Source organism: Picosynechococcus sp. PCC 8807 (genome assembly GCF_001693295.1).
GTDB lineage: Bacteria > Cyanobacteriota > Cyanobacteriia > Cyanobacteriales > MRBY01 > MRBY01.
This window is the reverse complement of the sequence record NZ_CP016489.1, coordinates 52,019-66,064: the sequence shown is the minus strand read 5'-3', so window position 1 is coordinate 66,064 and position 14,046 is coordinate 52,019. Positions and strand designations below refer to the sequence as shown.

The 14,046-nt window shown below is 46.1% G+C and carries 5 protein-coding genes; 1 reads left to right on the top strand and 4 read right to left on the bottom strand.

What is annotated here, in order from left to right; all coding sequences use genetic code 11:
* Positions 1-22 precede the first annotated feature (22 nt).
* From AWQ24_RS15355 to AWQ24_RS15340, 4 genes are all read right to left on the bottom strand, one after another.
* On the bottom strand, positions 23-1,702 hold the full coding sequence (locus AWQ24_RS15355; RefSeq protein WP_065717529.1) for an HlyD family efflux transporter periplasmic adaptor subunit: 1,680 nt from the start codon (positions 1,700-1,702) through the stop codon (positions 23-25).
* Between the two features lie 69 nt (positions 1,703-1,771).
* Positions 1,772-4,801, bottom strand: coding sequence for a peptidase domain-containing ABC transporter (locus tag AWQ24_RS15350; RefSeq protein ID WP_065717528.1), 3,030 nt, complete (start codon positions 4,799-4,801; stop codon positions 1,772-1,774).
* A gap of 68 nt (positions 4,802-4,869) precedes the next feature.
* Positions 4,870-5,604 carry a peptidylprolyl isomerase gene (locus tag AWQ24_RS15345; RefSeq protein WP_065717527.1) on the bottom strand — a complete coding sequence of 245 codons (735 nt, stop codon included), beginning with the start codon at positions 5,602-5,604 and terminating at the stop codon, positions 4,870-4,872.
* A gap of 576 nt (positions 5,605-6,180) precedes the next feature.
* A complete protein-coding gene (locus AWQ24_RS15340) occupies positions 6,181-11,238 on the bottom strand; it encodes an ExeM/NucH family extracellular endonuclease (protein ID WP_065717526.1) in 5,058 nt (1,685 codons plus the stop codon).
* 1,079 nt (positions 11,239-12,317) lie between these two features.
* Between AWQ24_RS15340 and AWQ24_RS15335 the strand changes: the two genes are divergently transcribed.
* On the top strand, positions 12,318-13,937 hold the full coding sequence (locus AWQ24_RS15335) for an NCS2 family permease (RefSeq protein WP_012305543.1): 1,620 nt from the start codon (positions 12,318-12,320) through the stop codon (positions 13,935-13,937).
* Positions 13,938-14,046 lie beyond the last annotated feature (109 nt).

The following is a 14,046-nucleotide window of genomic DNA, read 5'->3' as shown; positions in this document are numbered from 1 at the left end:
AACTAAAGTTTTTTTAGCTCAGTTACCGTAGCCGTTTGAAATCATCAACGCGCTTGTTAAATAGATTTGTCAACAAACTCAATACCGAGCGCTTTTCTTGAATTTTGATATTGACGCTCACAGACATGCCGGATTGTAAGGGCAGCCCATCCAGGCTTTGCTCCTCTAAAGAGATACCCACGGGGAAACGGTAGTAAGGATAAATCTCATCAGGCGGTAAGGCATCGGAACCAACACTGATGACCTCCCCTTCAATGTCACCAAATTTGCTGAACGGAAATGAATCAATTCGAATATCAGCACTAACTGGCCGGGTAGTTTTTTGTTTTGCTTGGAAACGCTCCAGGACAAAGCCGATATCACGGTTTGTGATAAATACTTCAGCCACCAGAGCATCATCGGGGACAATTTTGAGCAGTGGCTCAGCCTGACCAGCACGGGGAACAAAACGAGGACTAGCTTGGAGATCAAAGACAGTTCCTGCAATGGGAGCTGTCACCCCTTGATATTTGAGGGTTTCGTTGACTTGGGCCAGTTGACTCTCAACTTCTGATAGACGCTTGCTGTTTTCAACAATCATTTTGTTGAGTTCACTATCAATGGCGGCTAGGCGTTGTTGAGCCCCATCCACTTGCTCCCGTTGGGAGCGCTCAACAGACGATTCGGCATTAGTGAGCTCTGCATTGGCTTGACGAATATCGAGTTGTAGCCGTTGTTCTTCCCTGAGGAGTTGATCGATTTCGGCACGGCGATTATCGATTTGCTGCTGTTGTTGTTTACGTTCAATTTCACCACTAGAACGCTGTTCAATCAGTTGGGCTTGCCGATCGCCGACCTGCTGTCTTTGGCGCTCAATTTGTAGAGCTGGGATAGCTCCGGCCAGTTCAGGGTTCTGCACGCGATTTAAAATTTTAGTTTCAATGTCTAGGCTTTCTTTTGCTTGGGTTAAGGTCTGCTGGTTGCGATCGTGAATATCCGCAAGCATCTGTTGATCGATGGTGAGTTGTGTTCGAGCATTAGCCAGTTGTGATCTCGTTTGGGCTAACCGTTGCTGTAATTGCTCTAATTCGAGTTGGGATGCCATCACACGGGATTGGGTCTCCCGTTGAGCCGCCGATACCCGGGCCGCTTGGCTAGCACTGAGAGGACTGTTATTTTCACCAATCTGGGCCCGGAGTACTTGGGTTTCACTGATCAAACTGAGACGATTGAGTGCCAAAGCCCTCACCTCTGGTGGTAGATCTATACGGATGAGCTGCTGTTGTAAAGCCTGGATATTGGCAGTATTACTGAGGATGGCACGGTAAAGTTGATTTTCTTGGGTGAGGGATTTTTGGATGGCGAGGAGGGATTTTTTGCTGGCGGCGGCGGCATCGGAATCAAAAGTTAATAGCAGTTCGTCTTTTTTGACCTTATCGCCATCTTCGACAAAGACTTCCTTCACCACACCGTTGATCGGGGCTTGGATTTCCTTGACTGCGCCTTGGGGTTGCAGTTGTCCGGTGGCAGTCACCACCTGCTCAATTTTGGCGATCGCCGCCCAAGCGACAGTGGAAACAGTGACCCCAAGGATCACCCAGATAATAGTGCGGGAGAGGGTCGGAGATTGGCGCAACACCACAGGCTGATCGAAGTCAGGTTGCTCGGTTGCTTTGCGGATAGCATCTTCAGAAAAATTGGAGTTAGAAGTAGTTTGGGTCATGGGTTTAGTGATCGCCTTTGCAAAAGGTCAATAGTAGAGAATCAAAATAAATCAGAGAAATTAGGCAAATTAAGCCTCACTGCGGGACTGTTGCTGATAAAGACTGTAATATCGCCCCCGCATTGCCATTAACTCGTCGTGGGTTCCCTGTTCCGCCACACAGCCCTCATGCATCAGCACAATCACATCGGCATCTTTAATCGTGTCGAGGCGGTGGGTAATGAAAAACACCGTCGTATCGTGAAATGCCGCCTTGAGGTTATTGCACACCTCCCGCTCCGTTAAATAATCGAGGGCGCTGGTCGCCTCATCCAACACCAAAATTTGCGGACGCTGTAACACCGAGCGGGCGATCGCAATCCGTTGTTTTTGTCCCCCAGAGAGTGCCGCCCCCCGTTCCCCCACCTGCGTGTTATAGCCATTGGGCAGAGCTTCCATAATGAAATCGTGGGCGGCTGCCACCCGTGCCGCGTATTCAATTTCCGCTGGTTCCGCCTCCGGATTTGTCAGGGCAATATTTTCCTGAATGGTTCCCTCAAACAACAGCGTTTCTTGGGGCACAACCCCCACTTGCCGCCTCAACGAATACAACTCCACCTTATTCACATCATAGCCATCGATTAAAATTCGCCCCGCTTCCGGTTCATACAGTCGCGAAAGCAATTTTGTTAAGGTACTTTTTCCCGCACCACTCTGCCCCACCACCGCCACAAAGGTTCCCGCCGGAAAATACAGATTCACATTATTCAGGTTTAACGCCCCATGCTTTTTAAAGCGGAAACTGACATTTTCATAGGTCACTGCCCCTTTAATCAGCGGCATCGGAATATTCTCGCGATCCTCCTCGCCCTCTTGGGGATGATCGACAATATCAGCAAGGCGTTCTAAGGAAATAGATGTCTCTTGGAAATTTTGCCAAAGCTGGGTTAACCGCAAAATCGGCGAAGTCACATATCCGGCAATGATCCGAAAGGCGATCAATTGTCCGAGGGTTAAGACATCCGGCCCTTCTAATACCAGCGATGTCCCATACCACAGCACCAACAACCCCGACAGTTTATTTAAAAAATTACTCACGGAACTGGATGCCGTTGAAGTAATCACCGTGTTAAAACCTGCTGACACATAACGGGCATATTTTTCTTGCCATTTCCAGCGCGATCGCAGTTCGATGTTTTGAGCTTTTACCGTCTGCACCCCAGTCATTACCTCCACTAAATAGGATTGACTCCGGGCATTTTTCTCGGCTTTTTCCCGCAGTTGCCGCCGAATGATCGGGGAGAAAATCAAGGTCGCCACAATAAAAATAGGGATCACGCTGAGGGCAACCGCCGCTAATTTGCCGTGGTAGTAAAACATCACGACAATATAGACCACGGAAAAAATGGCATCGAGAACAACTGTTAAGGCTGTGCCTGTTAAAAATTGTCTAATTTGCTCTAATTCCCCAACTCTAGTGGAAATTTCCCCGACAGGTCGTTTTTCAAAATATTTCAAAGGTAAACGGAACAGATGATCGATAATTTCGGAACCTAAACTCATATCAATACGGTTAGTGGTATCGACAAAAAGATAGGTTCTTAAACTACTTAAAACTGCTTCAAAGACAGCTAAAATCAACAACAATGTGCCATATACTTGCAGGGTATCACCACTTTGTTGAACGATGACTTTATCAATAATTTGCTGAATAATCAGGGGGTTCGCTAGGGCAAAAAGTTGTACTAGAAAAGAAGCCACTAAAACTTCAATTAAAATCCATTTATATTTTTTAATGGCGGGAATAAACCAACTAAGACCAAAGCGTTCTTCGGGGGTATATTTGCCTTTTTGCAGTAATACAACTTCGACTAAACCATTTTTATCACCCCATCCTTCTATAAAGTCTTGGGGGTTGCGTTTGACTAAGCCCATATTGGGCATTGCCACGGTAATTTGGCGATCGCCCACTTCATAGACCACGGCTAAACTGTCGCGCCATTTCACCATCAGGGGCACAGTGAGCCGGGTAACGGTTTTGGTCGGGATTTTCACCAGTTGGGCATTGAGTCCCATCAGCTCGGCGATCGCCCCACAGTTGGGCAACGACAAAACATCATAGCGTTTGAATTGTTCGTCCACAACGCGGCGGATAATGTCGCCCTTAAAGCGCATTTTGTAGTATTGCGCCAACATCTGAAAGCAGGCGATCGCCCCTTCTTTTTCTGTTTTTGCTTTGATAAATGGATAGGTTTTGGGGTTTGTTTCGTCCGGAGTCTCCGGTGCCAAGCCCACAATCTCCACGGGGGCGTAGGGGATCTCTTCCTCTGGCTTTTGTCCATTGTCAAAGGGATCAGGCAACAATTCCACTGGCGGCGGCGGTTCCGGCTCTGGCTGTAAATCTTCGAGTAAATGTGTCCATGCCGATTCGGGAAATCCCACCAAACGGGCGGGCTGAATCCCTTTCACTTCAATGGTTTGCAGCTTTTCTAACTGGAGGCGATCGCCGGGCCCATAACCGAGCAAAGTCCCACCACCACTAAAGAACCATATCTTGCCTAATTCTAGAGAGCTCACCTCCGGACTGGTCGGATCATAGGAGCCCGCTGCTAACTGATACACTTCCGCTTGGGCCGATGCCCCATGGATAATCTCTTTGAGGTTGCCATTGACCTTGGCCTGTTGCGCACAATAATCACTAAGCAAATCGAAAGCTTCTACCATCGAGCAGTGTTTGCTCAATGCTTGATGGAGTTCCGGCGATTGACTAAGTAACGCTAAAAATTCCTGGCTTGTCAAAGTCAAGCAAATCACTTCCGTGGAGGCGATCGCCGTTTCACAGGCAACCCCCCGCGCCGCATTCACCCACCCAATTACGCCCCCTTTCTGCAACAAACCCAGGGTCATCGGTGCTTGATTGCGTGGATCATATCCCAGTAAACGTACTTGACCCTGATAAATAATCGACACCTGATGCAACAATTTCCCCCGCTGTAAAATCGGTTGTCCCATACGATAGCGAAACGGAGTTAATTTTCCATTTAGCTGTGCCAGCAATTCCGGCGATAACTGATTAAAAGGTGAGGTTTGACTTAAAAATTCTAGATAAGGCAGTTTCATGCGAGACAAAATAGGGCAAAATAATTAAGTTTTAGAACAAGAAAAAAGACATTTAAATTAATGTATCGCTATTCTAAATATTGAATGGTCAGTTGATTTTTAACGGATTCCCTTAACCATTTTTCAAATTGTTCATTTATGAGTCGTTGCCGCATTAACTCATCTAATTGAGCCGGCAGAAACTCTTCTAGGCGCAGCACCACATACCACTCACCAATCTTCATCGGTGCTTTTAACGCTCCAGGCTGGGCATTTTTCAAAACTGCGGTAATTTGGGGGTGGGGCGTACTCATTTCCACGGGACCAACCAATCCCCCTGTTTGCGCCTCTGCTCCCTGGGAATATTGTCCGGCAAGGGGAGCAAATGCTGTCGCATCATCCAGAATTCGAAAGTACAGTTCTTGGGCAATCCCAGCATCCTGGGTGCGAATTAATGAATAAATCATTCGATCTAACTGATCTTTTCGCTCCATAAAATAAGCTTCTATATTATTTCCCCACCTAACTTGTTTAAGCTTTTCAATTTTTAGGGGGCGAGTTGCGATCACCGATAACTGTTCTGGCTGTAGACCATTATTCTGCAACCAAATTTGTAATTGACTTTCTGACTTTAGTTGTAATTTTTTTACAAACTGTTGGATTGCAATCTGGATATCTTCGGGGTTATATTCTATTTCCTCTAAGCTAGTAATTTCTTGATCAAGAATGATTTCTCTAGCTAACTGGGGCAATAATTGATATTGGACAAGTAACCTAATTAAATCATCTTGTTCCAGGTTTTGCTCTCTAATTCGAATTCTCATGAACGAGTTTCCTTGACGAAATAGTATCTGTAGTGAAAATCAGTCAAAATAATTGAAGCATTTTATTAATTTAATTTGTCTATTATTTTTAAAGTTTTTCCCAATAACACCAAGCTTTTAGTCTAAAAAGATTTATGCTAAATTAAAAAAAATTATGGGCTAGCCCAGTCTATTTAATCAGAAGTCTTTGAAGGTGCAATATGTAGTTTTTATGCTGAATAGTGGGGTGTGTATTTTTTCTTTGAATTTTCTCCTCTAGATACAAGTAAAGGGGGTGAATAAGGATGAAATAAATTTATTCATTAAGGCCAAAGATAGTAGGGTTTTAGGTATTCTTCGGTTTTTATAAAGCCTATTTAAGGATAGAGAATCTCTCCAGAGATTTCGTACAAAACTTAAAAGACTTGGGCAGGATTTATGTCAGCAATCACGCTTCAAAACTTTCAAGAAGGTTCGAGAATGAATCAAAAATGCGTTGACTCCGTTATTGCGTTTGGGTAAACAGTGCCTGACTAATAAGTAAATTCCAGGGAGGACAGATACTGTTCATCCCTGGAACTTTAATTCAGGGTTAACTTATGCAAAAACCTCGCTTTCAAAACCACTGAGCTGTGCACCGGTAAAGATGCCCAGTAGATCACTGGGACTGGCCGACATCATAGTGTTAGTAGATGTGTCAGCCAACTGAACTTCGTTAACGCTTAAGTTGCCTAAGACAATACGGTCAATGCCGAGTTCAAAGTCAGTGATGATATTAACGCCTGCCCCGGAGTTGAGGACAAAGGTTCCTAGACCCTTGCCACCCGTGAGAATGTCATCACCTATGCCACCATTCAGGATGCCGTTGCCGCGATCGCCGCGCAGGATGTCATCATCACTCTGGCCGTACCCGGAATCGTCACTGCCCAAGGCGTTCATCACATCATCCGAGTTATTGCGGCCCCACATCTGGTTATCCAGGTTATTTAAGGAAGTGGTGTTGTTGCGATTCCCCAGGATACGCTGCCGTAAATTTGTGTTGAAGATATCAAAGCTATCTTCAAAACCTTCTTCATCACTGAAGAGGATGTTGCCCAGATTCACATTGTTGCCAAATGGCCCCAAAACTCTTTGAAAAATAGAGGAAATTAAATTTATCGCTCTAAAGATAACCTGGCCATTAGTAGATTCACCAAGTACACCATCATCACGGAAGTTGAGGTTTTGGATACGTTCATCCAGAGTACGGCCCACATCCTCTTGAGCAAATGCTGTTTCTGGAGTACTGAAGTTATCTAGCAAATACTCAGCTAGAGCATCCTGTTCAGTTCCATCTGCTGCGAAGGTGGCATCCCCGGTTAGCTGATTGTCGTCTTGACCATCGCCATCAAGGTCAGTGAGATCAACTCGGTTGACTGAGTCACCTGTGGGAAATGGATAGCCATCACCACCACTTGCTAAAAAGTTGAGGGTGACAATACGGAAGGTCTGATTAGCATCGCCTACAATTTCGCCATCGCGCACCAGTTCAGCGATAAGGTCATCGTTTTCATCAAAGATGCCAGCACTAATGATGCGATCGCCTTCAGCCAGGTCTGGGTCATAGGAAAACTTAACGCCAGAGATTTGAGGGAATTGACCCGCAACACCAGGAATGAGACTTACACCATGCTCAAGCACCGCCACTAATTCAGCTTTTGTCAGGGTTAGCAAGGTCAAGCCATTGTTAAAGGCCAGAGCCGCTTGGATGTCGTTCTGGCTAATGCCACCTTCAGGCTTAACAACGTTACCGTCACTGTCAACCACTGCTTCGTTAGGCAAACGAACGGCTTCAGTACCGCCAGCAGGGACAACAACTTGCCCAATGGAAGCGCGGATACCGCCACCATTTTTGATGGATACAACTACTTCGGAATCGAATTCTTTGGCGATCGCCAAGTTTGCATCAGCAGTCAAATTACCCAGATTGGTTTCCTGTGTCCGCACCCCATCCGTTTCTTCAGGCGTGTCAAGACCAGAGCGATTGCCGTTGAGGAAGACATCAGAGATACCGAAAACATTGCTTTCAGTGGCAAGAATTTGAGCTTCGATCGCGTTCACAATTTCTTGAATCTCAGGGTCAACCAGATTCTCAGCGTTGAGGTCGGCTACACCTTGAGCATCGGTCGCATAAGCCCCAGATACTGTTGGGTCGTAGCTTTCAGGGATAATGTTACCGTCAGCATCAAAGTCAATCACCAAGCGGCCTACATATTTGTAACTGCCATCTGTGTTGACCAGTGCAGTCTTGGTTCCACCTGCGTTGTCGATAAACTCAGGATAGTCACCTTGATTACTATCCCCTGCACGAGGACGATCGTTCTCATCAAACAGGCGAGTATTGGAACCGCCGCCAACGATGATATCAACGTTAACCAACCGCTCTGCCAAAGCACGCTCAATGTTGAGCTGTTGCATATGAGACAACAGTACAACCTTGTTCATGTCGGGATTTGCAGCCAACAAAGCATCAACCTCAGCCTGAATTTCTGCGGCCAAAGCATCCAACTGTGCTGGAGTAGGATTTAAGTCAAAATCAGATGGGAAAATGCCCACATCACCAGAGTTCGAGATTCTGTCCAGGGTTGGTGTGGTCGCACCCACGACACCAATATCCTCACCATTGACATCAATCACTGTGGAAGAAGTAACAACGTTGGCTTGAGGAGCCTGACCACCTACAACAGCTAAAGGAGCCAAATTTGCATCGGTGGAGAAGTCTAAGTTAGCGGATAGATAGGGGAAGTTAGCCCCAGTGAAATCTTCACCCAAGATGCTTCCCGGAGCAGAGCCGTCAATTAAGCTAGCTAGGGTTTCGGTACCGAAGTCGAATTCATGGTTACCGAGGGCGATCGCCTGGAAACCCAATTCATTTTGGATTTGGATATCAGCAATACCCCCAGAACCAAAAGCAGCTGCAGAAGCATCAAAGAACAAGCCAGGAATGAATGCATCACCGGAGGACAACGTTAAGGTGTTATCGACAATGCCGTCATTACCCAGGTCTTGAGCACGGAGCGCATTCAAGACGGCGGAGAAGTTGGGAATATCCTGAACTGCAGCGGCGCCAGCCTCCTGATCAGCCGCATGGAGCAACTCTAGGGTGAAAACTTCAGGCTCTGATGACAGATCCAGGCCGATGATTAATGGATCGTGGTCAGAAGAGCGAAATGGATTTGCTCCAAACAGCCCATCAATTTGCGCCTGAGGCTTGAAGTTGGTGTTGTAATCAAATGCAGAAGCTTCATCGGCGTTGATGTGCCATTCGGCGGCATCCACGACCTGAGATGCAAGAGATTCATTCGCCAATGCATAATCCAAGGCACCAAACGCTTGAACTTGGGGACTCGTTTCCAAATCTAGTGGGAAACCAAAGGAGTAGATGCTTTCACCGTCAGGAAGGAATTTTTCAATCGTATCCACATAACCTTCATCTAGCAGATATTGGATGGGATCTTCCATTCCATAGGCGTTGAGGTCACCCAGAATCAGGAAGTCGCTGTCACCGGAACCGGTGGGATCAGTATCTAACCAAGCATTTACTGCGATCGCTGCTTGCAGACGGGCCTCATTATTGTTGCCAGTGCCGTCACCCGTCCCGGCATTATTCCCAAAGGGACTTACTGAGCCTTTGGACTTAAAGTGGTTGTTGACTGCCGTGAAGGTTTCCCCGGTCGCTAACTCTTCAAAAGTGACAGCGATAGGATTCCGGCTAGTGCCAGAGCCATCAAATACGGGGTTACCTGGGTCAACACCGAGCCCTGCGAGATCACTATCAGAAAGAACTGCGACTGTCGTACCTTCAGCAATGCCGACCGTATTTGCGTTGTAAATGAAACCCACCGCGATCGCATCTGTTCCTACATAGTCCGTACCGGGATCCACATACTGATAGTTCGCCCCCGGAATCACTGCATTCAGGGCATCAGCTAGAAAGCCAATCGCAAACTCACCGTCACCATTGACATCGCCAAACTCGTTTTCGAGTTCGACTAGACCAAAGACATCTGCTTCAATCTCCGCTAGCGCTGAGACTAACTTGGCCACCTGACGATCAAACTCTTCCTGGTTATCAGCACCCCGGGGATCGAGGCCGTCGGGTCCAGACGTCAAGTTTTCATCGCCCAGTGAGGTAAAGAAGTTCAAGACATTAAAGGATGCGACCTTAAGGCTACCGCCAACATCTGGAGCTTCGGTCGGACGAGGGTTAGTGTTAACAAACTCCACGGTATCAACGGGATTGATGCGATAGATTTCGTCACCAGAGCCTCCGGAACCGCGACTAAACCGCACTACCCCAGTGAGACCAGTCACTGTGTCGCCCACATTCAAATCGTCATTCGCATCCAGTTGTCCTGCCGCATCTCCTGGTTCAGAGGGAATCTCGAACGGAATCACTGCCGGATTTTGAGCAGTACTGCCATCATCCAAAATCACCGTGTTGCGTACACCCAGGTCTTGGTAAGCTTGGAAACCGTCAACGCTGGGCATATTAGTCTGGGTATAAGTTTCTAATCGGCCATCGGCGTAGAGGCCGACATCGCCGAAACGGCCCAGTGTAAAGAGGTCGGACACGGTCAATTCCCGAGGAATGGTGACCAACATACCTTCATAGGCTTCCAGATCCGCAATCAGGGCACCGTCACTGTTGGTCACTGTCTCCGCGACCGGAAATGTCAACGTGGCTGGAGTCACCTGGTTGCTATTGTCACTGTTATTGATGACTTCGACTGTCACTCCTGAAAGTTGAGTTTCTCCGAAGAACTCATTCACTGTACCCGTCACGCGAACAATATCACCAACGTTCACATCTACAATCGGACTGTTGCCGTCAAAGATAAACAGTCCTTCCGAAGTAGCCGCATCCCCGTCAGCGTCAGCATCTTCTTCTTGTACAAAGAAGCCATTGAAATCACCGTTTGTACCCGCATCGCCATCTTGAAAATCGCCGACCACTACGGCTTCAATGGTGACCAGTTCGCCTTCCAGGGGACTCACGTCACCATTTCCTTGAATCGTGCTGATCAGGGTCAAGGGAGAAGGATCATCATCGCTAATACTACTTACACTAAAAGCATTTGCAGGCAGTATTTGTCTCGTACTGTCATTTCCAGACCAGTTAGATTTATTGCTAATGGCTGCAAGTAATTCTGCTTTGGTTCCAGTCGTGATTCCTGTGTAAATGGCGTTATCAATTTCGTCTAAAGCAACTGCAGTTTCGCCATTGACCAATCCTGTAGGTAGAGCAGACGTATTGGAGTTAGTAGAATCAGATTGCCAAACACCAGGATTACCTTCGCTATTGAGAGCGTAAATAAACGTGGGGCTGCTTGCATCTCCTTGGTAAGCAATAATTTGGTCACCAGAAGCTGAGAACGAAATACCACTAACAACAGGATTAATAATTGTCCCAGCATCAACATCTGTGAGTGCAGTCCAGGTAAACGTACCTTCATTGGATCTGAACATACCAGCCGCTTGCCAGCCGTTATCAGTAAAGTTAATCTCTGTGCCAGCTCCCAGATCAATTAAAGGGACAAAAGCAAACTCGTCAGGGTTATCAAAATTAAAACTGATGATAGCAATATCACCTGCGGACAAAATCGTAGCCGTCACGTTAAATTCTCCCTTTGAATTTGAATTAAGTTAAATCGGGTAAATCGGAAACGTTTTGTTAATTTGAGAAAAGCCATGATTAATGAAAAATCCTCATGCATCATTGCATTTGTTAATTTGCAAGTCTGAGGGAATCGCCTCACAATACAAGGACTTCAAAGTTGCATGCCGATTCTTCTAATCACTCATCTGCCAAAATGTTCATCGAAGTTAGGAGGTAGTTTTAGGTATCCTAAATTCGACGATTATATTTGGGGTCAATATGATCTATGCTGATGAAACTAATAACATCGAGCTCTCAAAAAATGCCGCTAATAGAAGCGGTTCGAAATAGTGACGCTATCTTTCGTACCATCAACATTGTTCAAATTGACACCTAAATTGAAATTTTGCCTTAAAGAAAGCTACAGATTTTGAGCTGAGTTAGGTTTAGTTGTCATACACTTTAAAAACTTATCCAACAAAATAATCTCCTAGTTTCCTAAAGAAACAGTAAAGCCTGCCTTAAATCTTGGAGAAAATACGCGGAAATCCCAGGAAAATACTTAGGTTTTCTCAGCGACTGCTTATAAGGTAAAGATAAAGAGACAGGATGTCTTGCTTCTATATTTAGTAAGGTCAAGCAAAAGTATGACGAGAACACAATAGGTTACAATTTTACTGGATGGCAAAGTATATTTTGGTTTGTGAAAAATAATTTAATTTTCTCTAAATGTATAGTCAATCACATTAGATTACTGTGGAATTTTATCCATCACCATAATTCATTATCAATCCCCCCCTTTAGTATTATCTTAAATAAAGTTTTACTTTTAATTTTTTAATCCCACAGCATTTTTATGGTGATTAGGGTGCAATTTGGGGTTTGCATGACTTATAGCTAATTCAGGGATATTGCCAAAAGTCTATTCTGTTGACTCCAAACAAAAGTTTGTTCAGTCTCGATGGAAGTAATTTAAACTTGTGTGATCGCCTTCAAAAGCTAAATTTTTCCCGAAGCATGACGATCAACAAAATAGACTGTATTTCTCAGAAATGGTTTTACAGTAGAGAGTGTCCAACTTTTCAAAGATTACTCTATGATTACCGTTCCTGGGGGAACTATCAAACCCCACTGGTTTGTCCGTCGTGATCTCGATGGTTTTTTTGGCCTCGCACTGAATAATTTTGTCCAAATCCTAGTTATTGTTAGTCTGACTCAAGGGGTGCTGCAATTTCCGGCCGAACTGCTTTATGGCCGCATTTTGCCAGGTAGTGCCCTTAGCTTAATCGTCGGCAATGCTTATTACAGTTGGCTCGCCTATAAGCAGGGTTGTGCAGAACAGCGGGACGATATTACTGCCCTTCCCTATGGCATCAATACCATCAGTTTATTTGCTTATATTTTTCTCGTGATGTTGCCTGTCCGTCTCCAGGCGATCGCCAATGGCGCCAGTTCCGAACAAGCAGCAGAATTAGCTTGGCAAGCAGGTATTATTGCCTGTCTTGGATCCGGCATTATTGAACTAGGGGGCGCTTGGATTGCCGACTATTTAAGGCGCTTTGCTCCCCGAGCAGCCCTCCTTTCGACCTTGGCAGGCATTGCCCTCACCTTTATTTCTCTTGGGTTTATGCTACGCACTTATGCCCATCCTGTGGTTGCTTTTTTGCCGTTGGGTATCATCTTGCTTACCTACTACGGCAAAGTAAATTTTCCATTGCCAGGGGGATTACTGGCGATCATCTTTGGCACTGCCCTAGCTTGGGCAACTGGCCTCCTGAGTTGGGATGGCGGTCAATTTTCTACAGTGATTACCCCCATTCAATTTTATCTACCTCAATTGTGGCTCGGTAATCTCTGGGAAGCTCGCACTGAGCTAATTTCTTATTTCAGCATCATTTTACCCATGGGACTTTTTAGCTTGATTGGTAGTCTGCAAAACCTTGAAAGTGCGGAAGCGGCGGGAGATAAGTTTCCAGCGACTCCAGCCCTCGCGGTTGATGGGATTGGCACCCTGGTGGCCGCGCTTTTTGGTTCCTGCTTTCCGACCACAATTTATATTGGTCATCCTGGCTGGAAGGATATGGGAGCACGCATTGGCTATTCTTGGCTAAATGGTTTAGTTATGGGAATTTTGTGTCTCACCGGCACCATCAGTTTGTTGAATTATTTCATTCCAGTCGATAGCAGCATGGCAATTGTCCTGTGGATTGGTATTGTTATTGTTACCCAGAGCTTTACGGCAACCCCATTACATCACGCCCCGGCAGTGGTAATGGGTCTTTTGCCAGGGATTGCTGCTTGGGGAGCACTCATTGCCAAAAATACCCTACGAGTAGCAGGTCTGGGTAATCCGGATGCTCCTTTCAGCGAGGCACTAATATCAGGCTTTGAAGCCAGCGATACTTTTATTACGGGCGCTTTTGCACTAGAACAAGGTTTGATCTTATCGGCCATGATCCTCGCGGCGATGACTGTGCATATTATCGAACAGGAATTTGGCAAAGCGGCGCTGTGGACGTTGGGAGCGGCAGTGTTGTCTTGGTTAGGGCTAATCCATGCTTACCAGTGGACACCTGGCGACACGATTTTACGCATTGGCTGGGGAGCAGGCGCGACTTGGGCAGCAGGCTACTTGTTATTAACGATTCTCTTGGTTTATGTACAGTGGACTCACAAAAAACAACCGCAGTCTGACACTGAGGAAATTGAGATTTAACTAAGGCATTAACTTAGGCGATCGCCTTAATCCAAACCATCATCAAATACCCCATCAGACACTCCATCAGAGGAGCCATCTCGATCCTAATCGGCATTGGCCTGATTTT

Coding starts and splice junctions, on each gene's coding strand:
- AWQ24_RS15355 (WP_065717529.1), bottom strand. CDS start 1,702: ATGACCCAAACTACTTCTAACTCCAATTTTTCTGAAGATGCTATCCGC.
- AWQ24_RS15350 (WP_065717528.1), bottom strand. CDS start 4,801: ATGAAACTGCCTTATCTAGAATTTTTAAGTCAAACCTCACCTTTTAAT.
- AWQ24_RS15345 (WP_065717527.1), bottom strand. CDS start 5,604: ATGAGAATTCGAATTAGAGAGCAAAACCTGGAACAAGATGATTTAATT.
- AWQ24_RS15335 (WP_012305543.1), top strand. CDS start 12,318: ATGATTACCGTTCCTGGGGGAACTATCAAACCCCACTGGTTTGTCCGT.